Genomic DNA, 22,022 nt, shown 5'->3' with positions numbered 1-22,022 from the left:
CGGCTGTCGGATCAGGCCCGGGATGCGATCACCCGACGCTGGATCGCCGTGGTGGCGGCGTTCAGCAGCAGGCCGAGAACGGAGAGGCAGACGAGCGCCGCCAGAAGCTCTGCAGTGCGCAGCCGATTGCCGGCCTCCAGCAGGCGCCAAGCGAGCCCTTGTGTGGCCCCCGAGCCGGAAACGAACTCGGCCACTACGGCGCCGACCACCGACAGGCCCGCGGCGACGCGGATGCCCTCCAGCGCGAAGGGCAGGGCGGAGGGGAGGCGAAGCCGCGTCAGGCGCTGGAGCCGGGTCGCGCCGTGCAGGTCGAACAGGCGTTCCAGGTCCGGATCGGCGGATTTCAGGCCCGTCAGCACGCCCGAAAAGATGGGGAAGAAGGCGACGGCGGCGGCCAGAGCGATAACCGCCCGGTCGGCGTGGTCCAGCCCCGCCCAGATCAGCACCAGAGGCGCGATGGCCACGACCGGGGTGACCTGCAGCGCCACGGCCAGCGGGGCCACGGCCTGCTCGGCCGGGCGGCTGAGGGAGACCGCGATGGCGAGGCCTCCGCCCAGGACGGTGGCGACCATTAGGGCCTGGAACGCCATCCAGAAAGTCTGGAGCGCCGAGGCGGCCAGCACAGGACCGTTCTCGACCAGGGCGATGGCGACCGCGCTGGGCGGCGGCAGGAAGTAGACGGGGACGGCGAGCGCCCGGCAGGCGACCTCCCAGATCGCCAGCAGCAGGGCGGTCAGGATGAGGCCGGGCAGGGCGGAGAGGACGCGGTTCATGCGGCCTCCGGCATGGCGGCGGCGAGGGCCTGGGCGACGTCTTCGACGGCTTCCCGGAAGGCGGGGTCGCGCCGCCAGTCGGCTGGGCGGGGCAGGGGACCGGGCATGGGCAGGTCGGCCACGGCACGGCCATCGGCGGCCGACAGGACGACGACGCGGCTGGCCAGATAGGCGGCCTCCTCGACGTCATGGGTGACGAAGACGGCGGCGAAGGGTCGGGCCGACCAGAGGCGGTGCAGGTCCTCGATCAGGCCGCGCCGGGTGATGGAATCCAGCGCCGCGAAGGGCTCGTCCAGCAGCAGCAGGTCGGGCTGGATCGACAGGGCGCGGGCCAGCGACACGCGCATGGCCATGCCGCCGGACAGCTGGCGCGGGCGGGCGGTGGTGCGGTCTCCGAGACCCACGGCGGTCAGGGCTTCGTCGGCGCGGCGGCGAGCCTCGGCGGCCGGGACGCCGGACAGTTCCAGCGGCAGGGCCACGTTGGTCCGGGCGTCGGCCCAGGGCATCAGGGTCGCGCTCTGGAACACGAAGCCGGTGCTGTTGGTGGTCTCTGGTCGGGTGATCGAACCCTGCGCCGGAGTCTCGAGGCCCGCCAGCATACGCAGCGCCGTCGACTTCCCCGCGCCCGACGCCCCGACCAGGGCGACGATCTCGGACGTGGCGACGGCCAGGTCGATGGGGCCCAGAGCCGCGCGGCCGGGGTAGCGGACGACGGCTCCGGTCAGGCGCGCCAGAGGGGTGTCAGCCACGGCCCGGCAGGAAGGCGTCGGTGAAGGCGTTCCTCCAGCGGAGGTCGGCCGAATAGACGCCGGCCTGGCTGGTGACGTCGAAGAACTGGCGCCAGCGATCCTCGGTCATGGCCCCCAGGCCATAGAGGGCCGCGTCGCCGGAATCGACGATGCCGTACTCGCTGAGCTTGGCCCGGGCCTGATCGAGCACGTCCTGGGTCATCTCGGGATTGGCCTGCCGGATCAGGGCGTTGGCGGCGGACGGATCGCCGCGCATGTAGTCGCGCCAGCCCTCCACCGAGGCGGCGATGAAGGACCGCAGGGCGTCTGCGTTGTCGCGCGCGAAGGCGTCGGGCGACAGGACCATGGTCGCGTAGGAGGGGTAGCCCTCATCGGCCAGGAGGAAGACGCGGGGCTCAAAGCCCGCCTCCTTCTGGATCGTGTAGGGCTCGGAGGTCAGATAGCCCTGCTGGACCGCCCGCTCGTCGGCGATGAAGGGGGCGGGGTTGAAGTTGTACTTCCGCACCTGATCGTCGGTGAAACCGTATTTGGCCTTGAGCCAGACCCAAAAGGCCGTGATCGAGGCATCGGCCAGCAGGAAGGGCCGGCCGGCCAGATCGGCGATGGTTTCCAGCGCCGGATCGGGGTGGGCGATCAGGACCTGGGGATCCTTCTGGAAGAAGGCGGCGACGGCCTTCACCGGAGCGCCTTCCGCCACCAGATTCAAGGGGATGAAGCTGTTGGAGCCCATGCCGAGCTCGACGGCGCCGGACGCCAGCAGCTGGGGCACGTTCACGCCGGGACCGCCCTGGATGATCTGGACGTTCAGGCCGCGCCGCTCATAGGCCCCGGAGGCCAGCGCCTGATAGAAGCCGCCGTGCTCGGCCTGGGCGCGCCAGTCGGTGGCGAAGCGGATGCGGATGCGGCCCTGTTCGTCGACGGGGGCCTCCGAGTTCGAGCAGGCGGCGCTCCCCACCGCGGTCACGGCGATCCCGCCCGCCAGGATCAGGCGGCGGCTGACGAGCCCATGAGTCGATGACGGCGGCATGGCCGGACCCTAGGCTGTGCTGGAAAAGATGGGAAGCGGAGCGACGCCGCAGGCACGCGAGCGTTAGCCCACTCCATTGGGGCTCAAGCAGCGAACGGCCGCGCCGTGAGCGGTAGCCCAAACCAAAATTGAGCGAGGGGACGAAAGCCCGGTCGAACCGGTACTCGCGTCCCCTCGCCAAGTCCGGGTTGGGACTTGGCCTTTGAGGTTCAGGACCCTGGCCTGGGCGCCCGCGAGGCGAACCCCGAAGACGGTCGGCTGTATCCTGGCGGCTCCTGTCCGATGTCGGTGCGCAGAGGATTTTCGCCCCCGGCGTCGTTCATCGATCCCGGCCCATGCCGGAAATCGCATGCGATTTCCGCCATACCCGTCCACCCCGCGCCGAAACGCTAAAGGTCTGGGGCCTGGGCCCTGCCCGGGATTTCCGCGTCCACCGAAGTGGCTTGGAACCCTTGGTCAGAGAGCCGGACCGACCCGCTAGAACTTCCGGCTCTCACCGATTTCCGCGCCGCCGTGTCCCTCGGCCTGTTGACGTTCGCGCCAAATCCGTTAGACGGCAAGCGCCCGAACTCGTACCGCTGTGCAAAATCGCCCGGGGCCCGGTGCATAACCCTGTGAAGATCAGTGGACAGATCAGATTCGCGATTGCGGATCAGTGATTTGGGTTTTCCACAGTTTCGGCTGTTTGACTGTCTGCAGCGGGCTTTGGCTCAGTGGCGGCCTCCAGCGGTTCTTTCCGTTGTGAAGCATCAGGCGGCCCTCCAGAGTGTTGGGTTAACGGTTTGGCTGACGGGCTCCATTTGCAAACCAACTTTTGCATAGAACTGTATCGGCGTTGGTCGTAGCTCCATTGGCCACTTTCGTTATCGAAGTTCCAGCGCTCGCGCTGTATGAAGTCCGCAGCAGCGTTCCAATCTCGAAAGATTGCTCCAGCAATCCAGTCGCGATAAGTCGGGCCGTCAAGAGCCTTTTTTTCAATAAAGAGAGCAATGGTCTCATAGTGATTTAGATATCCAAGTACTGCAAACCTATCAGGACGCAGATATTCTGGAGGATTGTGGAGTTCGGTGAATGAATTTCGGCGACGATAGCGCGAAAATACTCGTGTCATGTGCATGTATTGCTCAGAATATTCTGTTTGTTGTATATATTCTAGCGTGCGCATGACGCAGCGCTCATGCCCATCGGACCGGGATTGTGCGCCAGCAATCCATAGCCCGAGGGCAGCGATCGCTACAGAAATGATCGTTGCTAATGGTTCTAGGTACGGCTCCCAGTTGCCGGGACTAGGCGGTACCCACAAAGCTAGGTCGGACATCCAATCGCCTCATGATCTGAAGTTGGAGATCAGCGGCTAGCTAGGCCATGGCAGCGCTCATGGTTGCAAGGCCTCGCGCCGGGCCTCGATTTCCAGCCATTCCTCTTCGGCGGCCTCCAGCTTTGACCGGGCGGCGTCCAGTGCCTTCATGGTGGCGTCGAAGCCGGAGGGGTCGCGGCTGTAGAAGTTGACGTCCGCCAGGCGGGCCTCGTGGGCGGCGATGTCGGCGGGCAGGGCGGCGATCAGGGCGTCCAGTTCCTTGAGGCGGTGGGTGTCCTTGAAGGAGAGTTTGGCCGGTTTGCGCGACGTCTCTCCCTCCCCCTTGTGGGGAGGGGTGGCCGCGTCAGCGGCCGGGGTGGGGCTCGAACGGACGGACCCCATCCTGGCGGCTCCGCCGCCTGTCCCTCCCCATGAAGGGGAGGGAGAAGGAGACAGGAAACCCGGGTTCTGGCCGATGAAGTCGGTCCAGCCGCCGGGGGTTTCGACGATGTCGCCCCGGCCGTTCATGCCGATGGTCGATGTGGCGAGGCGGTCGACGAAGTCGCGGTCGTGGCTGACCAGTATCAGGGTGCCGTCGTACTGCTCCAGGAGCTCCTCAAGCTTGTCGAGGGTCTCCATGTCCAGGTCGTTGGTGGGCTCGTCCAGCACCAGCATGTTGGCGGGCTTGGCGAGCGCCCGGGCAAGCAGCAGGCGGTTGCGCTCTCCGCCGGACAGGGTCGAGATCGGCTGGCGCAGCTGGCCCTCCTGGAACAGGAAGTCCTTGGCGTAGGCGGCGACGTGCTTGGAGTGGCCGCGCACCAGGATGCTGTCGCCGCCGCCGGGGGTCAGGGCGTCCCACAGGGTCATGTCGGACTTCAGCCCCTCGCGGGACTGGTCGAGATAGACGGGCTCGAGATTGGCGCCGAGCTTGACCGTGCCCTCGTCGGGGGCGAGCTCGCCCAGCAGGATCTTGACCAGGGTCGTCTTGCCCGCGCCGTTGGGACCGACGATCGCCAGGCGGTCGCCCCGGATGAGGCGAGTGGTGAAGGGCTTGATGACGGTCCGGTCGCCGAAGCGTTTAGAGACCCCCTTCAGGTCCGCGACCAGCTTGCCCGAGGTGACGCCGGAATCGACGCCGAGGTGGATCTCGCGGGGGATGTCCTTGACCCGGAGCGCCCGGTCCTGACGCATGGCCTCCAGAGCGCGGGCGCGGCCTTCGTTGCGGGTGCGCTGGGCGGTGATGGAGCGGTAGAAGGTGTAGGTCTCGGCTTCGATGCGCTTGTTGAGGCGGCGCAAGGATTCGGCCTCCTCTTCCTGGACCTTGGCGGCCCAGTCGTCGAAGGCGTCGAAGCCCTTGTTCAGGGTGCGGACGCGGCGGTGTTCCAGCCAGTGGCAGGACTGGGTGACGCGGTTCAGGAAGGCGCGGTCGTGGCTGACGATCAGGGCGGCGCACTTGGCGGCGATGATCTCCTTTTCGAGGAGCTCGATGGCCAGGATGTCCATGTGGTTGGTCGGCTCGTCGAGCAGGAGCAGGTCGGGCTCCTCGGCGAAGGCCTTGGCCAGCGCCGCGCGGCGGGTTTCGCCGCCGGACAGGCCCTTTGCGGACTTGTTCGGGTCCATGCCGAAGGTGGTCAGCCAAGCCTCCGCCATCCAGGGCTCGGCCGTGCCGGATGAGGCATAGTCCAGCAGGGTCTCGCCGACGATCAGCGGCTCCTGCGGCACATAGGCGAAGCGCGTGCCGGCCTGGACGGACCGGTCGCCGCTGTCGGGCTCGATCAGGCCCATGACCAGCTTCATCAGGGTCGACTTGCCCGCGCCATTGCGACCGACGAGGCAGGAGCGGGTGCGCGGTTCGATGGCCAGGTCGACGCCTTCGAACAGGGGACGCTGACCGTCCTGGAGACGGACTTCCTTGAGCGCGACGAGAGGAGGGCGGGCGGCCATGGCGCGGGGCTATAGACGACCGTGACGCGGATGGCCACCTGAGTGTGATAGCGAAAAATGCTTGCAAGGGAGCGTGTCCGCCCATAGGTTCGCGCTTGCATGAACAGCAAGCAGAAGCGGACGCTGGAGGCGGTTTTCACCGACCCGGTTTCCGGGACGATCGAATGGGCTGCGATCGAGAGTCTGCTGGTCGCCGTGGGCTGTCGTGTGATCGAAGGTTCCGGGTCGCGCGTGCGGTTCGCGCGGGGAGAGGAAGCCGAGTTTTTTCATAGGCCTCATCCAGCCAAGGAGGCCAAACGCTATCAGGTCAGGGCGGCCAGGGGCTTTCTGATCAGACTGGGTGTCGAACCATGAGCATGATGACGTACAGGGGCTATTCGGCGGCGGTCGATTTCGATCCCGACGACGAGATCTTCTTCGGCAAGATCGCCGGGATTCGTGACGGCGTGGGCTTCCATGCCGACACAGTCGCGGAGCTGAAGGCGGCGTTTCGTGAGGCGGTCGACGACTATATCGACACCTGCGCCAAGATCGGGAAATCGCCGGACAAGCCCTATTCCGGGAAAGTCATGTTCCGGGTGGATCCTGAGGTTCACGCCCGCGTCGCCAAGGCGGCGGAACTATCGGGCCGCAGCCTGAACGCCTGGGCCGAAGAGGCGCTGCGCAAGGCCGCCGATGCCGACATGGCCAAGGCCGTGGCGGTTTGACCGAGGTCTCGGCGCAACCCTTCTGGCGGACCAAGCGTCTGGAGGAGATGACCCGCGAGGAGTGGGAGAGCCTGTGCGACGGGTGCGGGCTGTGCTGCCTGATCCGGTTCGAGGACGAGGACACCGGCGAGGTCATTCCGACCAAGGTGCACTGCAAGCTGTTCGACGGCGACGCCTGCCGGTGCTCGGACTATGCCAACCGGAAGGTCCATGTGCCGGACTGCATCCAACTGACGCCGTGGAACATCGAGGCGCTGGAGTGGATGCCGAAATCCTGCGCCTATCGGCGGCTCCACGAGGGGCGCGGACTGGCGGAGTGGCATCCGCTGGTGTCGGGCGACCCCGAGAGCGTGCACCGGGCGGGGGTTTCGGTCCGGGGGCAGACGATTTCGGAAGAGGGCCTGGCCGATCCGGAGGATGCGCTGGACTACGAGGCGTCGGAATGGGTCGAGGAACGGGGCGTGGGGAGCCGCCGGTAACCAAACCTTGGAACCTTACCGCCAAGGCTGGGAGCATCGTTCGGCCGGAGGTTTCATGAGCAGCGTCCCCGCGGGTCCGGAAATCCTTCCGACGTCCTTTGACCGGCTGACGGCGCTGGCCTGTGCGGCGCTCGACCTGCCGTTCGGCCTGGTGTCGGTACTCGAGGACGATCAGGCGGTATTCCGCTCCGAAATCGGAACGGGCCAGAAGGCGTTGCCGCGCGAGGTCAGCGTCAGCGCCCGGCTTGCGGCCATGGGGCCGGACGCGACCCTGGTGGTGACGGATGCGCTGGAACATCCCGAGTTCTGCCGGCATCCCTGGGTGACCGGGGAGCCCGGGATCCGATTCTTCGTCGGCACGACGATCTGCGATGCCGCCGGCAGCCCGATCGGGGCCATCGCGGCCATGGACACCGTGCTCCACGACCCGCCGACCCCGTCGCAGATGACCATGCTGCGTCATCTGGCGCGCCTGGCCGGTGACCTCTACGATCAGGTGCAGGTCCAGCGGAAGCAATTCGAGCAAATGACGCTGCTGGGCCTGGCCGAGGAGATGGCGGGCCTGGGCCGCTGGCGTTTCGATCTGGTGACCCGCAAGGTCGACTGGTCCGATGCGGTCTATCGCATCCACGGCCGCGACCCGGAGACCTTCGATCCCAGCTATGCTGACGTCCTGTCGGACTACCATCCGGAGGACCGGGAGAACCTGGCGGCCCATGTCGAACGGGCCATCACCACGGGCGAGGGCTATGACCTCGAACTGCGGCTGGTCAGCGCCACCCGGGGGGAGCGACGGGTCATAACCCGCGCCGGGACTGAAATCGGCGAACACGGCCGGCCGATCGCCCTGTTCGGCGTGTTCCAGGACATCACCGATATCGTGAGAACCCAGGAAAGATTGGAGCGCAGCGAGACGCTGTTCCGTGAGATGAGCGATACGGCGACCGACATCATCGCCCGATACGCCCTCGACGGGACGTTCCTGTATCTGTCGCCCGCCGTCGAGACGATCCTGGGGTATCGGCCGGACGAGATGGTCGGGCGCACATGCGAGGATTTCATTCCGGCCGAGGATCTGGCGGGGATGAAGGCCGTGATCCAGGCCTATGTCGAGGCCGGACCGGGCGCGACGCCGCCGCGCCACGAGTATCGTGGGATCCGGGCCGATGGCACGATGGTCTGGCTGGAGGCGACACCCCGCGCGGTTTGGGATGAGACCGGCTGCAAGGTTCTGGAAATCCACGACCACGTCCGCGACATCACGACGCGCAAGGCCGCCGAACGGGTTCAGCTGGAGCTGGTCGAGACCCTGGGCATGGCCGAAGAACTGGGGGGCGTCGGCTGTTGGCGGCTGGACGTCGCTAGCGGGGCCGTGACCTGGTCCGACGAGGTCTACCGGATCCACGGCAAGAGCCGGGCGACCTTTGATCCCAGCTTTGATGACGCGGTCGGCTGTTACCACCCCGATGACCGCCCGGTGGTCGCCGAGGTCTGCCAGCGGGCGATCGAGACCGGAGAGAGCGGGGGGTTCCAGCTGCGACTGATCCGGGAGGACGGCGAGGAGCGGATCGTGACGTCGCAGTGTCGCCCTGAGCGGGACGAGACGGGAGCGATTACGGCCCTGTACGGCGTGTTCCAGGACGTGACCGAACAGGTCCGCGCCGAGGAAATCATCCGCGCCAGCGAGGCCCGCTATCGCCTGCTGGCGGACAACTCCACCGACATCATCGCCACCTTCGGCCTGGACGGGGTGTTCCGCTATGTCTCGCCGGCGGTCCAGGCAGCCATGGGATATGAGGCGGACGCGGTGATCGGTCGGCCGATCTCGGACTTCATCCATCCGGAAGACTATCCCCGGGTGCTGGAGACCTTCGCCGCCTATGCCAAGGCACCGGAGGGCACGCCATCGCCGCGGGTGGCCTATCGCGCGATCCACAGGGATGGCCGGACCGTATGGCTGGAGGCTCATCCCAGGCTGATCCGGGACGACCACGGCCAGCCGGTCGAGTTCCAAGATGTCGTTCGCGACATCACCGAGACCAAGGCGCTGGAAGACGAACTGATCGCCGCCAAGGAGGCGGCAGAGCACGCGTCCAAGGCCAAGACCGAGTTCCTGGCCAATATGTCCCACGAGCTGAGGACGCCGCTGACCAGCGTGATCGGCTTCTCGGGCCTGCTGAAGGACAGCCCGGCCCTGCCGGAGGCCGAGCGGCGCTATGCCGACCGTATCGCGACGGCGAGCGAGGCCCTGCTGGGGGTCATCAACGACATCCTGGACTATTCCAAGCTGGAGGCGGAAGCCTTCGATCTGGACCCGCAGCCGTTCGACCCGGCCGAGACGGCGCGAAGCGCGGCGGCGATCGTGGAGGGGCAATGCGCAGCCAAGCGTTTGGCGCTGACGCTGGACCTGGACACGACGCTGCCGATCGCCCTGATGGGCGACGAGGGGCGGATCCGGCAGGTTCTGCTGAACTTCCTGTCGAACGCCGTGAAATTCACGGTTTCGGGCGAAATCCGGCTGGAAACGCGCTGGAGCGAAGGACGGCTGAGGGTCGCGGTCAGCGATAGCGGCATCGGCGTCGCGCCCGAGAAGATCGAGACCCTGTTCGACCGGTTCACCCAGGCCGATGCCTCGACCACGCGTGTCTATGGCGGAACCGGGCTGGGGCTGGCGATCAGCCGGCGTCTGATCGAGATGATGGGTGGTGAGATCGGGGCGACCAGCCGGCCGGGCGAGGGATCGACCTTCTGGTTCGAGGTGCCTTTGCCGGTCGCGGAGGCGGGCGATGCCGATGAGCCCGATGCCGTGTTCGACCTGCCGACCGGCCTGAAGGTCCTGATGGCCGACGACGCGCCGGCGAACCGCGAGCTGGTCCGGATCATCCTGGCGGGTTGGGATGTCGAGCTGGAAACCGTCGAGAACGGGGCTGAAGCGGTGCAGGCGGCGGCCAAGGGCGCGTACGACCTGATCCTGATGGATGTGCACATGCCGGTGATGGACGGCATGGACGCGACGCGGGCGATCCGGGCTTTGCCGGGGTCTATCGGCCGGGTGCCGGTCATCGCCTTGACGGCCAACGTCCAACCGGAACAGGTCGAGGCCTGCTGCGCGGCGGGAATGGACGCCCATGTCGGCAAGCCGATCCAGGTCGGCGAACTGATCGCGACGATGGCGCAGGCCCTGTCGCGCACGATGGACGAAAATGCCGGGGACCGGGCCGCATGAGCGCTCACGTGATGGTGGTCGAGGACAATGACGCTGCGCGTGACCTCATGGACGTCGCGCTCAGTCAGGCCGGGTTCCAGGTGTCTGCGGTCTCGAACGGAGAAGCGGCGCTGGATCTGATGAACCGCCAGCGGTTCGGCCTTGTGCTGCTGGATGTGCACATGCCTCGCCTGAGCGGTCTTGAGGTGCTGGAAGCGATCGGGCGATTGAAGGTCAGGCCACCGGTCCTGATGGTCAGCGCCGATACCGAGGGCGACATCGTCAGGAAGGCCGTCGGACTGGGCTGCATCGGTTATGTGGCCAAGCCCTTCCTGCCCAAGGACCTGATCGAGCGGGCGCGGTGGGCGCTGGCCGGGCCCGTGCCGATGACCATGCACTGACGCCCGACACGTTCGCTGTTTTTCTCAATCATCCAACGAGGCCCCGAATTCGCCTGAGAAATCAGGGGGCGAACGATTTCTGGCGCGCTGAATGCGCCCGCATGCGCCGATCCCCTATGATGTGGGCATGTCGGGAAATCAGGTGAAGGCCGAAACGGTCGCGGCGGGCGCCGACGACTGGGCCACAGAGCGCAAGATGCACCAGCGTCGGATGATCGAGATCGCCGAGGAAAAGCTTGGCAAGGCGCTGGTGGCGGAAAAGGACGTCGCCGGGCTGGATCGCCATGTGCGGGCCATCACCAACATGGCGCGCGCGGTGGTGGCCATCGAAGCGATCAAGCCGTCGCGGCCGGACCTGGAGGACGACCAATCCGAGGACGAGATGGGCGGACGTGATGATGATCCCGCGGCTCTTGAAGCCCTGCGCGCCAGGGTCATGGAGCGATACGATCGGTTTGCCGCCGAGATCGAGCGTGGCGAATTTGACGGCGACAGCGGGGGCGGAGACCCTGCTGCGATGGCTGGCGGAGAACCCCTACCTCGAACCGCACCAGAGACCGCCGAAGACGGACTGGCACACCTGGCTGATGCTCGGTGGGCGGGGCGCGGGCAAGACGTTCGCGGGGGCGCACTGGCTGCATAGGCTGGCGCTGAGTCAGGATAACCTGACACTGGCATTGGTCGGACCCGCCCTGCACGATGTGCGCGAGGTGATGGTCGAGGGGCCCTCGGGCCTGAAAGCTATCGCCGCCGAGGATCAGCGTCCGCGCTGGGAGGCCGGGCGCAAGCGGGTGGTGTGGAACAACCGCAGCGTGGCCTATGCCTTCTCGGCCGAGGACGCGGACAGTCTGCGCGGACCCCAGTTTCACGGGGCGTGGGCGGACGAGTTCTGCGCCTGGCGGGAGCCGGATCGCGTCCTGTCGAACCTGAGGTTTGGGCTGAGGCTCGGCGTGGCGCCGAAGCTGGTGGTGACCACGACGCCACGGCCGATACCGGCGCTGAGGCGGCTGATGGCCGAGCCGGGTCTGGAGATCCGGCGGGGCGGGACAGTGGACAATGCTACGAACCTGTCGCCGGGTTTTCTGGCGCATGTGCGCAGGATCTATGGCGGGACACGGCTGGAAGCGCAGGAACTGGACGGCCTGGTGGTCGAGACCGAGGGCGCGCTGTTTCGGGCCGAGGACCTGAGCCGCGCGCGGGGAGACCGGCCGCATCGGCTCGACAGGGTCGTTGTCGCGGTCGATCCGCCGGCGAGCGCGCACGGGGACGCCTGCGGGATCGTGGCCGTCGGGCGGCTGGAGGGGCGCGGCTTTGTGCTGGCGGATCGGTCGGCGCGCGGGCTGACGCCTCTGGGTTGGGGGCGGCGGGTCGCGGCGGTGGCCGAGGAGTTCGGCGCCCACGCCGTGGTGGCGGAGGCCAACCAGGGCGGCGAGATGGTGCGGACTGTCCTGCAACAGGCGGGGTGCGCCGCGCCCATCCGGCTGGTCCATGCCAGCCGCAGCAAGCGCGCTCGGGCCGAGCCGGTGGCGGCCTTGTATGAACAGGGGCGGGTGGTCCACTGCGGGGAGTTTCCCGAGCTGGCCGAGGAGCTGATGGCGCTCGGCTCGGAGGACACGCGGCGCAGCCCGGACCGGGCCGATGCCCTGGTCTGGGCGCTGACGGAGCTGGTGCTGAAGGCGCGGGGGATGCCGAGGGTTTGGGTGGGGTGAGGGGAGTAGGGAGTAGGGAGTAGGGAGTAGGGAGTGTGTCAGGCCCGCTTTGGAGAGGTCAGCCTTACGATCAAGTCGCGAAGCATGCGGCCCAGTTCGTCGGTGCGGGACAGCAGCGCATCCGTTGAGGCCGAAGTGCAATGGCCGACACGCTGGGCGATCAGAATATGGGTCTCCAGTTCCTTCAATGAGCCTTGGGCAATCCTGAGGAAGCTGACGTACGCGGGTCGTGTCGCTCGGCCATAACCCTCGGCGATGTTGGCCGCGATAGAGGTCGCTGCCCGTCGAGCCTGAGAGGTCAGACCAAACTGCTCCTCGCGAGGAAACTCCCGGGTCAGTTCGTAGGTCGTGACCGCGAGATCCATGGCGCGCTTCCAGACTTCCAGATCGCGATAGCTCCGAACGCTCTCACCCATGCCCGAACTCTCACTGTCCACTCCCTGTTCCCTACTCCCTACTCCCTACTCCCTACTCCCTCGGCGCACACGACCTTTGATTGAACGCAGGAGAACATCATGCCCACCAACGACTCCTATTCCGCCCACGCCACGTCGGCGTCGGCGCCGGCCCGGCGCGCCGAGGCGGTGACGCCCAGCGATACGGTTGATCTGAGCGCGGTCGCCAAGAGCCTGTATGTCGGCGGGCCCGGCGATGTCCGGGTGCTGCCGGCCGGGGGCGGGGCGGCGGTGACGCTGAGCGCCCATCCGATCGGCTATCTGCCGGTGCAGGTCAGCCGGGTGCTGGCGACGGGGACGACAGCGACCTCGATCGTGGCGCTGTTCGACTGATGCCGGGTCTGAGTGTGACCGATGTCGCGCCGGCGGGAGCCAGTGCGGCGCGGTTCAGCGCGCGCGGACTACCGAAGTGGTCCGCGGCGGTGCGACGCGCGCAGAGTGGGCTGGGACGCGCCAAGATCGTCTGCCTGGGAGACTCGACCACGGCCGGGTACGGATCGCCAGGTCGGAGCGGGTCCTGGTGTCGACAGCTGGCCGAGCAGATGGGCTGGCGCGGCGCGCGGGAGACGGGGCTTTTCTCCGATGCCGGGTTGGGCGCGACCTATGACAGCCGCATGGTCCGGGGCGCGGGCTGGGCGGCGGACACGACCAAGGGCCTGGGCGGTGGCTTCTATCGCAACCTGACCCTGACGGCGAACCCGATGACGTTCACGCCGCAGCTGCCGTTCGAGGCGGTCGATCTGTTTCTGTACGGAACGACCTCCTTGCGGGTCACGATCGGGGCGGGGACGCCGGTGGTGGTCACGGGCGCCTTCGGCGCGGCGGTCGGCAAGCGGACGGTGACCTGCGCCCAGGCGGGGCTGGGGCGAGGGGCGCATGCGGTGTCGCTGGTGGCGCTGAACACCAGCGGGCATGTCGGGCTGGACTGCTACGACGCCGGGACGGGTATCAGCGTGATGAACGCGGGGGTCTCGGGCTGGAAGGCGGCGGACTTCGTGCTGGCGACCTATGGGGTGGCCGACACCCTGGATGTGCTCGAACCGGATCTGGTGATCTACAACGTCGGGATCAACGACTGGGGCGTGCCGACCGGGGAGACACCCTGGAAGGGCTCGGTGCAGACGGTGATCGAACGGGCCGTGGCGGTCGGGGCCGATGTGCTGCTGTGCGTGCCTATCAATACCGGCAACGGGAACCGGCCCGCCTTCGCCCAGTATCTGAACGACCTCGCGACGCTGAACGGTCTGGTGCAGCCACTGGATCTGGGTCTGGCGCTAGGCAACCTGGCGCAGGCGACGGCGGCGGGTGACATGATCGACAGTCTGCATCCGTCGACCCAGGGCTACGGCAAGATCGCAGCCCTGATCCGTCGACGGATCGCCTGAACCCGAAACGAGAAGGAGCCGAGATGGCGACGATGACCTGGCCCTTCGGGCGGGGACGCCCACGCGTGACCAATTCGAGCGCGCCGGAAGTGAAGGACAGCCGTGCGGGGCCTCTGATCGCCCTGACCGGGGCGGGGCGGCCGCGGTGGACGCCGAAGGACTATGCCAGTCTGGCGAGCGAGGGGTTCGGCAAGAACGCCGTGGCCTATCGCTGCGTGCGGATGATCGCGGAGGCCTGCGCGGCGACGCCCCTGGTGGTGTTCGTCGACGGGGCGCGGGATGACGATCATCCGGCGGCGCGGCTGCTGAGGAAGCCCAACCCCGAGCAGTCCGGTACGGAGTGGTTGGAGGGGCTGTATGGCGCGCTGCAGACGGCGGGGAACGCCTATGCGGAAGCGGTCGGCGAAGGCGCGGTCGAGGAGCTGTGGACCCTGCGGCCCGACCGGGTAAGCGTGATGCCGGGGAAGGCGGGGTGGCCGGACGCCTATGAGTATTCCGTCGGCGGACGGTCCACGCGGATCGGGCGAGCGGCGGATGGCTGGATGCCGGTCATGCATCTGAAGCTGTGGCATCCGACGGACGACCACTATGGCTTCTCGCCGATCGAGGCGGCGGCCTTCGCCATCGATGTGCACAATGCGTCCGGGGCCTGGAACAAGGCGCTGCTGGACAATGCGGCGCGGCCGAGCGGGGCGCTGGTGTTCGACAGCCGGGATGGGGAGCGGCTGACCGAGGCGCAGTTCGAGGTGCTGAAGGCCGAGCTGACGGAGGCGCATTCGGGTGCAGCGAACGCGGGCCGGCCGCTGGTGCTTGAGGGTGGGCTGGATTGGAAGGCCATGTCGATGAGCCCGGCGGACATGGACTTCATCGCGGGCAAGCACGCGGCGGCGCGGGAGATCGCCCTGGCGTTCGGAGTGCCGCCGCAACTGCTGGGGATCCCCGGAGATGCGACCTATGCCAACTATCGCGAGGCCAATGCGGCCTTCTGGCGGGGGACGGTGGCGCCGCTGGTGAGGAAGACGGCGGGGGCGCTGAGCGGATGGCTGGGCGGGCGGTTTCAGGGGTTGGAGATCACGCCCGATCTCGACGCCGTGCCGGCGCTGCAGCCGGAGCGGGACGCGCTGTGGGCGCGGCTGAACGCGGCGTCGTTCCTGACCGACGAGGAGCGTCGGCGCATGGCGGGCGTGGGCGCATGAGCGAGGATCTGAAGAAGTTAGCCACCGCGCTGGTCGTGGCGCTGGCGGTGCAGACCATTGCTGGACTGGTGTGGGCCGGAGGCGCGGCGGCTCGGATCGGGACGCTGGAGCAGCGGGTCGAGGAGCAGAGGCTGGTGGCCGAACGGCTGGCGCGACTGGAGGCCCAGGGCGAGGCGACACGGGCGGCGCTGGTGCGGATCGAGACGCGGCTGGAGGAGCGGCCGTGACATCCTCCCCAACAAGCGAAGCAAAGTGGGGGAGGGGGACCATGCGCAGCATGGTGGAGGGGGCGGCTCCAGACGCGGTGTGCGCGGTCGCCCCCTCCACCGCTTCGCGGTCCCCCTCCCCCGTAAAGGACGGGGGAGGATGGCTATCGATCGAAGGCTATGCCTCGTTGTGGGGCGTGGCGGATCTGAACGGGGACGTGGTGGCGAAGGGGGCCTTCGTCGACAGCCTGAGGCGGACGGGCTCAGGCGGGGTGCGGATGCTGCATCAGCACGAGAGCCGGGCCGTGGTGGGCGTCTGGGACGAGATCGTCGAGGACGAGCGCGGCCTGTTCGTCCGGGGACGGATCGCGGACTGGTCCGCCGAGGCGCGCTATGCCCAGGCGCTGAGCCGGGCGGGTGCGCTGGACGGGCTGTCGATCGGGTTTCGGACGGCGAAGGCCCGACGCGAAGGGCGCCTCAGGGTGCTGTCCGGCGTGGAGCTGTGGGAGGTGTCGCTGGTGACGTTTCCCATGCTGCCGGGGGCGCGGTTTCGGCCGTTCTAGCGACGCCCCATGCAGTCGATCCAGGCGAGCGCGCGGGTGACGCCGCCCAGTGCGAACCACGCCTCGGCGGAGCCGGAAGTGGACTGGTAGGTCCAGCGCATGCCGTTCGAACGGCGCGCCCCCGAGACAATGGCCGACACGGTCGCCGCATCGGTGATGCGGAACAGATTTGTCTCACCGGACGGGACGGAAGCTACACCGGTCAGGTCGATGGGGCGACGACCGAAGGACAGGGATTGGGGCTGGCCGTCGCCGGCGTTCATGGGGGTGACGGCGACCAATTCGACCACATGGTTGGCGCCTGGCGTCGGGCGGGCGATGCGCAGCTGCTGGGCATAGGCGGCCTCGCCTGCGGGATCGGCGAGCGCCAGGACGACCGAGCAGTAGCCGTCGGGGCGGCAGGCGCCGAGGCTGTTCTGGAAGTAGGCGCGGGTCTCGCCGAAGCGGGTGTGGACGGTCGCGCCGCACTGCTGGGCAGCGGAGGCGGCGCCCGCCGAAGCGACAAGCGCGGCCGTGAGCACGGTGGTGCGGAACAGGGTCATCGGGCTTCCTCCCCAGAAGCGTTGCCGTTGCGCGGACTGGATCACGGCGTTCTGTGAGGGTCAATCGGACGGAAGCTGACGGCGCGGGTCAGGGGGCGGGAAGATACTCCGGCGGCAGCGGAAGCGTCGGTGTTTCGGCCTGCCAGTAGACGCTGACCACCCACCAGCGCGTCCCGTCGTTGAACAGCTGGATGGAGTTGATCCCGCGCAGGAAGGGCTGGGCGTCTGCGAGGGCGCGGCGCGCCTCGTAGGTGGACCAGACATGGGTGACGGCGCCGAAGGTTTCGGTGCGGCGCGCGATTTCGCGCTCGTGGAAGCCGTCGCGGACGAGGTTGGGACCGGCGCGGTCGACGTAGTCCTGGGGCGTGAGCGGGGTGAGGACGCCTCGGCTGTCGCGCAGCCCAGTAGGCATCAGGCGGGCGGATGGATGGAACAGATTGCGGAAGCGGTCCCAGTCGCGGGCCTGGCCCGCGTCGCCCGAGATGACGTCGTAGAGGGCGGCGAGGATGGCGTCGGCTGAGGAGACGTCTGACGCGTAGGCGGCGTTGGTAGCGGGGGTGGCCGGCTCTGGCGGGGTCTGGGCAAGCGCTGGGGCGGCTGACAGGGCCAGCAGAACGGCGGCGGCGAGGATCGTCGGGCGCATTCAGAAATCTCCGGTGAACCGGGGGAAGACTGGCGCGAAGGGGCTTTCGGGGGAAGCCGGAAAGAGCGGGCCCCTCACCCTTTCGCGCGGGTCCGATCGCTGCGCTCTCGGGCGCTCAAGCCCTCTCCCGGCTGGGAGAGGGATCATCAAGGGGAAATCATGAAAGAGACGAAGACGGCCTCGGCCACGCCCGAGGCGCGCGCGGCGCTGCACGAGATGATGGCGGCGTTCGAGGCGTTCAAAGGGGCCAACGACGCCCGGCTGAGCGAGATCGAGAATAAGGCCTCGGCGGACGCCCTGCTGGAGGAGAAGGTGGCGCGGATCGACGCCGCTGTCGGCCAGGCGCAGGCGCGGCTGGACCGGGCGTTGAGCGAGGCGCGGCGGCCGTGGATTTCGACCGAGTCCGTGGCCGCCCCCTCCACCACTTCGTGGTCCCCCTCCCCCAAGATGGGGGAGGAGAAGTCGGCGTTCGACGGCTACGTCAGGACGGGGCGCGAGGGGGGGCTGGAGGTCAAGGCCGGGCTGAGTTCGGCGCCGACGTCGGGCGGCTATGTCGTGCCGCCGGAGACGGAGCGGGCGATCGAGCGGCGGCTGATGACCGTCAGTCCGATGCGGGAGATCGCGACCGTGCGGACCGTGGCGTCCGGCGTGTTCAAGAAGCCGGTATCGACGGCGGGGATCGCGTCCGGCTGGGTCGCCGAGACGGCGGCGCGGCCGGAGACGGATCCGGCGACGCTGGCCTTGCTCGAGTTCCCGGCGGCGGACCTCTACGCCAATCCGGCGGCGACGCAGGCGCTGTTGGACGACGCCCTGGTCGATCTGGACGAATGGCTGGCCGGCGAGGTCGAGGACGCCTTCGCGGCGCAGGAAACGACGGCCTTCGTGACGGGCGATGGGACGAACAAGCCCAAGGGCTTCCTGGGCTATTCGATCGTGGCCGACGCGAGCCATGCCTGGGGCGACATCGGCTATGTGGCGTCGGGCGCGGCGGGGGCGTTCACGGCGTCCAATCCGACGGATCGTCTGATCGACCTGATCTATGCGCCCAAGGCCCAGTATCGGCCCAACGGCCGGTTCGTGATGAACCGCAAGACCGTGTCGGCCGTGAGGAAGTTCAAGGACGCGGACGGGAACTACATCTGGTCGCCGGCGACGCGGGCGGGGGAGACGGCGAGCCTGCTGGGCTATCCGGTCACCGAGATCGAGACCATGCCGGACATCGCGGCCAACAGCCACGCGATCGCGTTCGGGGACTTCCAGCGGGGGTATCTGATCGTGGATCGGGCGGGTGTCCGCGTCCTCCGCGATCCCTATTCGGCCAAGCCCTATGTGCTGTTCTACACGACCAAGCGCGTGGGCGGCGGGGTGCAGAACTTCGACGCGATCAAGGTGATGAAGTTCGCGGCGAGCTGACGCTCGCGAGGGCTTAGTGAGTAGGGCTTAGGGCTTAGTGAGGCACGGCGGGGGACGATCCCTAAGCCCTAACTCCTAAGCCCTAAGGCCTCGATCCTTCCAACAATCGAGGTGGTTCCATGACCGCACCCGTGAGCCTTACGGAGGCGAAGCTGTTCCTGCGCGTCGAGCACGGCGCGGAGGACGTGCTGATCCAGACGCTGATCGATGCGGCCCGGGCGCGGGTGGAGGGGGAGGTGGGCTTGAGCCTGACCTCGACGTCGCCGGCGCCGTTGCGGCTCGCGATCCTGATGCTGGCGTTGCGCGCCTATGAGCGGGGCGAGCGGGAGATGCCGATCCGGCCGGTGGAGGCCTGGATCGCGCCGTATCGCGTGGTGCGAATGTGAGGATCTTGGGCGAGCTGTTCGAGCGCGTCGAGGCGGAGACTCCCTATGGCGGACGGGCGGTGTCGTGGGAGCCGCTGGGGGCGGTCTGGCTGAAGGTGGAAGGCCGGCGAAGGCGGGAGCGGAGCGAGGCCGAAGGGACGGCCGCAATCGAGGTGGCGACGGCGGAGGCGCGGACCGATCCGAGGCTGGTCGAGGGGCGGGTGATCCGGTTCAGCGGGGCCGACTGGACGATCAGCCAGGTCGACGTCGAGGCGGAGCGGCCTGGGCGGTCCGGACTGCAGCTGGAGCGGACACGATGAGGGATCATGAGAGCGCGCTGCAGAAGGCGTTGATCGCCCACCTGCGGGCGGATGCGACGCTGAAGGCGCTGCTGGGCGATCCGGCGCGGATCTGGGACGAGGCGCCGAAGGGCGCGGGATGGCCGCGGGTGACGGTCGGGCGCTCGGAGAGCCAGCCGGTCGCGGCGGCGGACTGCGGATTCGAGCACCGGATCAGCTTGCGATGCGCCTCGCGTTTTGAGGGCGTGGAGGAGGCCAAGGCGATCTGCGCCGCCGTGCGAGCGGCGGTGCATGAGGCGCCGCTGGAGGCCGACGGGGTGCGGGTGGTGAGCCTGAGGGCGAACTTCGTCGACGTGTTCCGCGGACAGGGACAGCGGTCGACCTGGGGCGTGGTGCGGCTGAGGGCCGTGACGGAAGAGATCTGAGGAGAGAGACATGGCCGCACAACGCGGGAAGGACATCCTGCTCAAGATCGAGCAGGGGGCGGGGACGTATCAAACCGTCGCAGGGCTGAGGGCGCGGACGATTTCGCTGAACGCCAGGACGGTGGATGCGACGGATGCGGACTCGGCCGGGCGGTGGCGCGAGCTGCTGGGCGGGGCGGGGGTGAAGTCCGCCGCCGTGTCGGGGCAGGGGATTTTTCGCGATGCCGCCTCCGACGCCCTGATCCGGGAGGCGTTCTTCGAGCAGGCGGCGAAGACCTGGCGGCTGATCGTGCCGGACTTCGGCACGCTGGAAGGGCCGTTCCTGGTGTCGGCGCTGGAGTATGCGGGCGACCACGAGGGCGAGGCGACCTTCGCCATCAGCCTGGCCAGCGCGGGCGAGATCGGGTTCGCGGCGATATGAGCGGCGGAGCGGGTGGTGACTTGCCCCCCTCGGGCCTGGCGGCCCTCTCCCCCCAAGGGGGGGAGATTGGGGCGAGGGGCGAGGTTCGAGTGCGGCTGGCGGGGGCGGAGAGGAGGCTGTGCCTGACGCTCGGGGCGCTGGCGGAGATGGAGACGGCGCTGGGGGTCGCGGGTGTCGAGGCGCTGGCGGAGCGACTGCGGGGGTTGTCGGCGCGCGACCTGATGGTGGTGCTGGCGGCCTTGCTGCGGGGCGGGGGCGAAGGAGCGCTCGCGGGCGAGCTGGGCCGGGCGGCGGTGACGCCGAAGGAGGCGGCCGAGGCGGTGGCGGCGGGGTTCGCCGCGAGCCTCGATGGCTGACTGGGGCGCGATGCTGAGGGCGGCAGTGGCGATGGGGATTTCGCCGGAGGCTTTCTGGCGGCTGTCGCTGAAGGAATGGCGGATGCTGACGGTCTCGGCGGGAGCCGCGTCGATGCGGCGGCGCGAGCTGGATGAGATGATGAGGGCCTGGCCGGATGACCGACGACTATCGATCCGACGAGCTGGACGGCGTGCCCGCGAGGGCGGCGGAAGCGGCGGCGGCGCTGGAGGCGTTGCGGGAGCCCGCCGAGCGTGCGGCGTCCTCGATTGAAGATGCGTTCTCGCGGGCGGGAGCCAGCCTGACGCGGTCGCTGGCGCGGGCGGCGGCGGACGGGGAGGTGTCGCTGGCGGAGCTGGCGCGGGCGGTGATCGCAGCGGTCGGGGCCGGCGTCGGCGGCTCGGGCGGGCTGGGCGCGGCGATCGCTCAGGCAGTGGAGGGCGCGGCGGGCTTTGGCGGCGCAAGAGCGGACGGCGGGCCGGTGCAGGGTGGCGAGGCCTATCTGGTCGGCGAGCGTGGGCCGGAGGTGTTTCGGCCCTCGGGCGCGGGTGTCGTCGAGCCGGTGGGACCGGGCGGCGTAGTGGTGAACGTCACGGTCGACGGCGGGGCGCCGGCCCTGCTGAGATCGGAAGCGCAGATCGCCCAGGCCCTGGCGAGGGCCGCCGCGCTGGGGGCGCGGCGGCTTTGACACGGTAGGGCTACTCGCCCTTGGGATTGGGGCCGAAGCGGTTGGCGCCGCGCTGGCCTTCGCTGATGCCGATCCAGAGCAGGAAGCCGAGCTGGATCAGGGCGACGATCGCCAGGATGCCGAACATCGGTCCGATGACGGCCAGGACGGCGGCGGGGTCTTCGTTGTCGATGTAGCCGCTGGTGAGGGCCGCGAAGCCGACGCTCATACCGGCCGCGACGACCCCGGCGATGCCTGCGATCCAAGGGATGGCGACCAGCCAGCCCGTATGGCCCATGTCGTGGAGCCGCTTCACCGAAATGGCCAGGTTCGGCCAGATCAGGGCGATGGAGAGAAGGGTTCCCAGCAAGGGAATCCAGCCGAGCACGACGCCGGCGCCCAGGCAGATCAGCCAGCCGATCCAGAAGTGCTGACGCCGGATGCGGCCGTTGAACGAGAACAGGACGTGCTGGAAGTTGAAGGTCTCGACCGGCACGCCGGGCGTGGCCGACGGGCCAGACGGCGTGGGCGCGGCGGCGAGCAGCATGATGTTGGTGGCCTCGCCCGAGACGGGGACGAAGTCGACGCGCAGGCCCGGGGTGATGCTGGCGGGCGGTGAAATCGCTTCGCGCACGAAGGAATAGCGGATGCCGTCGTCGCCGCTGATGAGGCCTGCGCCCGAGGCGTCGTCGAAGCTGAGAATCTGACCGCGCATTTTGGCTCCCCTGCCGAGCGGCCCCCTGCGGCCGCGCACGGATCGAGACTGGCGGAGGGCGGGCGGGCGGACAAGTGAAACC

29 protein-coding genes are annotated in these 22,022 nt (G+C 68.5%); 20 read left to right on the top strand and 9 right to left on the bottom strand.

Annotated features, from left to right (window positions below):
- Nucleotides 1-11 precede the first annotated feature (11 nt).
- The 5 genes from Q333_RS0105830 to Q333_RS0105815 form a co-directional block, all read right to left on the bottom strand.
- Nucleotides 12-773 (bottom strand): ABC transporter permease, encoded by a 762-nt coding sequence (locus Q333_RS0105830; protein ID WP_029415807.1) that lies wholly within the window; start codon nt 771-773, stop codon nt 12-14.
- On the bottom strand, nt 770-1,522 hold the full coding sequence (locus Q333_RS0105825) for an ABC transporter ATP-binding protein (RefSeq protein ID WP_029415806.1): 753 nt from the start codon (nt 1,520-1,522) through the stop codon (nt 770-772). The genes Q333_RS0105830 and Q333_RS0105825 overlap by 4 nt, the downstream gene beginning before the upstream one ends.
- The gene (locus Q333_RS0105820; protein WP_029415805.1) at nt 1,515-2,549 is read right to left on the bottom strand and encodes an ABC transporter substrate-binding protein; all 1,035 of its coding nucleotides are present in this window, start codon (nt 2,547-2,549) and stop codon (nt 1,515-1,517) included. Before Q333_RS0105820 ends, Q333_RS0105825 begins: the two co-directional genes overlap by 8 nt.
- Nucleotides 2,550-3,201: 652 nt before the next feature.
- On the bottom strand, nt 3,202-3,867 hold the full coding sequence (locus tag Q333_RS17295) for a DUF4760 domain-containing protein (RefSeq protein ID WP_084175802.1): 666 nt from the start codon (nt 3,865-3,867) through the stop codon (nt 3,202-3,204).
- A gap of 57 nt (nt 3,868-3,924) precedes the next feature.
- Entirely contained in the window at nt 3,925-5,790 is a 1,866-nt protein-coding gene (locus Q333_RS0105815; protein ID WP_029415804.1) for an ABC-F family ATP-binding cassette domain-containing protein, read from the bottom strand.
- Nucleotides 5,791-5,889: 99 nt separating this feature from the next.
- On the opposite strand from Q333_RS0105815, the gene Q333_RS0105810 reads away from it, so the two are divergent.
- The 7 genes from Q333_RS0105810 (at nt 5,890) to Q333_RS0105780 (ending at nt 12,291) form a co-directional block, all read left to right on the top strand.
- Nucleotides 5,890-6,144, top strand: coding sequence for a type II toxin-antitoxin system HicA family toxin (locus Q333_RS0105810; protein WP_029415803.1), 255 nt, complete (start codon nt 5,890-5,892; stop codon nt 6,142-6,144).
- Nucleotides 6,141-6,497, top strand: coding sequence for a type II toxin-antitoxin system HicB family antitoxin (locus Q333_RS0105805; protein WP_029415802.1), 357 nt, complete (start codon nt 6,141-6,143; stop codon nt 6,495-6,497). Before Q333_RS0105810 ends, Q333_RS0105805 begins: the two co-directional genes overlap by 4 nt.
- Complete coding sequence (locus tag Q333_RS0105800; RefSeq protein WP_029415801.1) at nt 6,494-6,976, top strand: YcgN family cysteine cluster protein; 483 nt, start codon at nt 6,494-6,496, stop codon at nt 6,974-6,976. Before Q333_RS0105805 ends, Q333_RS0105800 begins: the two co-directional genes overlap by 4 nt.
- 55 nt (nt 6,977-7,031) lie before the next feature.
- Entirely contained in the window at nt 7,032-10,202 is a 3,171-nt protein-coding gene (locus Q333_RS16900) for a PAS domain S-box protein (RefSeq protein WP_051651150.1), read from the top strand.
- On the top strand, nt 10,199-10,582 hold the full coding sequence (locus Q333_RS0105790) for a response regulator transcription factor (RefSeq protein WP_029415799.1): 384 nt from the start codon (nt 10,199-10,201) through the stop codon (nt 10,580-10,582). Before Q333_RS16900 ends, Q333_RS0105790 begins: the two co-directional genes overlap by 4 nt.
- 91 nt (nt 10,583-10,673) lie before the next feature.
- Complete coding sequence (locus tag Q333_RS17905; RefSeq protein ID WP_029415798.1) at nt 10,674-11,225, top strand: hypothetical protein; 552 nt, start codon at nt 10,674-10,676, stop codon at nt 11,223-11,225.
- A complete protein-coding gene (locus Q333_RS0105780) occupies nt 11,170-12,291 on the top strand; it encodes a DNA-packaging protein (protein ID WP_035293844.1) in 1,122 nt (373 codons plus the stop codon). Before Q333_RS17905 ends, Q333_RS0105780 begins: the two co-directional genes overlap by 56 nt.
- A gap of 38 nt (nt 12,292-12,329) precedes the next feature.
- Here Q333_RS0105780 and Q333_RS0105775 read toward each other — a convergent pair whose 3' ends face one another.
- Nucleotides 12,330-12,707, bottom strand: a complete 378-nt coding sequence (locus Q333_RS0105775; protein ID WP_029415796.1) for a four helix bundle protein — start codon at nt 12,705-12,707, stop codon at nt 12,330-12,332.
- A gap of 99 nt (nt 12,708-12,806) precedes the next feature.
- Between Q333_RS0105775 and Q333_RS0105770 the strand changes: the two genes are divergently transcribed.
- From Q333_RS0105770 to Q333_RS0105750, 5 genes are read left to right on the top strand one after another with little or no spacing between them, the layout of a single operon-like run.
- Nucleotides 12,807-13,079, top strand: coding sequence for a spike base protein, RCAP_Rcc01079 family (locus tag Q333_RS0105770; protein WP_029415795.1), 273 nt, complete (start codon nt 12,807-12,809; stop codon nt 13,077-13,079).
- Nucleotides 13,080-13,093: 14 nt separating this feature from the next.
- The gene (locus Q333_RS0105765; RefSeq protein WP_162175577.1) at nt 13,094-14,131 is read left to right on the top strand and encodes an SGNH/GDSL hydrolase family protein; all 1,038 of its coding nucleotides are present in this window, start codon (nt 13,094-13,096) and stop codon (nt 14,129-14,131) included.
- Between the two features lie 23 nt (nt 14,132-14,154).
- Nucleotides 14,155-15,327, top strand: a complete 1,173-nt coding sequence (locus tag Q333_RS0105760) for a phage portal protein (protein ID WP_029415793.1) — start codon at nt 14,155-14,157, stop codon at nt 15,325-15,327.
- Nucleotides 15,324-15,554, top strand: a complete 231-nt coding sequence (locus Q333_RS0105755) for a hypothetical protein (protein ID WP_029415792.1) — start codon at nt 15,324-15,326, stop codon at nt 15,552-15,554. Before Q333_RS0105760 ends, Q333_RS0105755 begins: the two co-directional genes overlap by 4 nt.
- A 41-nt stretch (nt 15,555-15,595) precedes the next feature.
- Entirely contained in the window at nt 15,596-16,096 is a 501-nt protein-coding gene (locus Q333_RS0105750) for an HK97 family phage prohead protease (RefSeq protein WP_342667372.1), read from the top strand.
- On the opposite strand, the gene Q333_RS0105745 is transcribed toward Q333_RS0105750, so the two are convergent.
- The gene (locus Q333_RS0105745) at nt 16,093-16,638 is read right to left on the bottom strand and encodes a hypothetical protein (protein ID WP_029415790.1); all 546 of its coding nucleotides are present in this window, start codon (nt 16,636-16,638) and stop codon (nt 16,093-16,095) included. The two genes, Q333_RS0105750 and Q333_RS0105745, sit on opposite strands and share 4 nt — an antisense overlap.
- Before the next feature lie 88 nt (nt 16,639-16,726).
- Complete coding sequence (locus Q333_RS0105740) at nt 16,727-17,281, bottom strand: hypothetical protein (RefSeq protein ID WP_029415789.1); 555 nt, start codon at nt 17,279-17,281, stop codon at nt 16,727-16,729.
- A 159-nt stretch (nt 17,282-17,440) separates the two neighbouring features.
- Here Q333_RS0105740 and Q333_RS0105735 point away from each other — a divergent pair, with 159 nt between their 5' ends.
- The 8 genes from Q333_RS0105735 (at nt 17,441) to Q333_RS0105705 (ending at nt 21,246) form a co-directional block, all read left to right on the top strand.
- Nucleotides 17,441-18,694, top strand: coding sequence for a phage major capsid protein (locus Q333_RS0105735; RefSeq protein ID WP_029415788.1), 1,254 nt, complete (start codon nt 17,441-17,443; stop codon nt 18,692-18,694).
- Between the two features lie 119 nt (nt 18,695-18,813).
- Nucleotides 18,814-19,080: a head-tail connector protein gene (locus tag Q333_RS0105730; protein ID WP_029415787.1), complete on the top strand. Its 267-nt coding sequence runs from the start codon at nt 18,814-18,816 to the stop codon at nt 19,078-19,080.
- A gap of 5 nt (nt 19,081-19,085) precedes the next feature.
- The gene (locus Q333_RS0105725; RefSeq protein ID WP_157072380.1) at nt 19,086-19,379 is read left to right on the top strand and encodes a phage head completion protein; all 294 of its coding nucleotides are present in this window, start codon (nt 19,086-19,088) and stop codon (nt 19,377-19,379) included.
- Nucleotides 19,376-19,783, top strand: coding sequence for a DUF3168 domain-containing protein (locus Q333_RS0105720; protein WP_029415785.1), 408 nt, complete (start codon nt 19,376-19,378; stop codon nt 19,781-19,783). Before Q333_RS0105725 ends, Q333_RS0105720 begins: the two co-directional genes overlap by 4 nt.
- A 10-nt stretch (nt 19,784-19,793) precedes the next feature.
- A complete protein-coding gene (locus Q333_RS0105715; RefSeq protein ID WP_029415784.1) occupies nt 19,794-20,204 on the top strand; it encodes a phage major tail protein, TP901-1 family in 411 nt (136 codons plus the stop codon).
- A gap of 65 nt (nt 20,205-20,269) precedes the next feature.
- The gene (locus Q333_RS0105710; RefSeq protein ID WP_029415783.1) at nt 20,270-20,560 is read left to right on the top strand and encodes a GTA-gp10 family protein; all 291 of its coding nucleotides are present in this window, start codon (nt 20,270-20,272) and stop codon (nt 20,558-20,560) included.
- Entirely contained in the window at nt 20,553-20,831 is a 279-nt protein-coding gene (locus tag Q333_RS17285; RefSeq protein WP_084175784.1) for a phage tail assembly chaperone, read from the top strand. Before Q333_RS0105710 ends, Q333_RS17285 begins: the two co-directional genes overlap by 8 nt.
- Nucleotides 20,716-21,246, top strand: a complete 531-nt coding sequence (locus tag Q333_RS0105705; protein ID WP_029415782.1) for a phage tail tape measure C-terminal domain-containing protein — start codon at nt 20,716-20,718, stop codon at nt 21,244-21,246. Before Q333_RS17285 ends, Q333_RS0105705 begins: the two co-directional genes overlap by 116 nt.
- 10 nt (nt 21,247-21,256) lie before the next feature.
- Here Q333_RS0105705 and Q333_RS0105700 read toward each other — a convergent pair whose 3' ends face one another.
- Entirely contained in the window at nt 21,257-21,940 is a 684-nt protein-coding gene (locus Q333_RS0105700) for a DUF805 domain-containing protein (RefSeq protein WP_029415781.1), read from the bottom strand.
- Between the last annotated feature and the right edge of the window lie 82 nt (nt 21,941-22,022).

Origin of the sequence: Brevundimonas bacteroides DSM 4726, assembly GCF_000701445.1 — a bacterium.
Classification (GTDB): domain Bacteria; phylum Pseudomonadota; class Alphaproteobacteria; order Caulobacterales; family Caulobacteraceae; genus Brevundimonas; species Brevundimonas bacteroides.
Note: the sequence above shows the minus strand (reverse complement) of the source record. Positions and strands in the feature narration are given on the sequence as shown.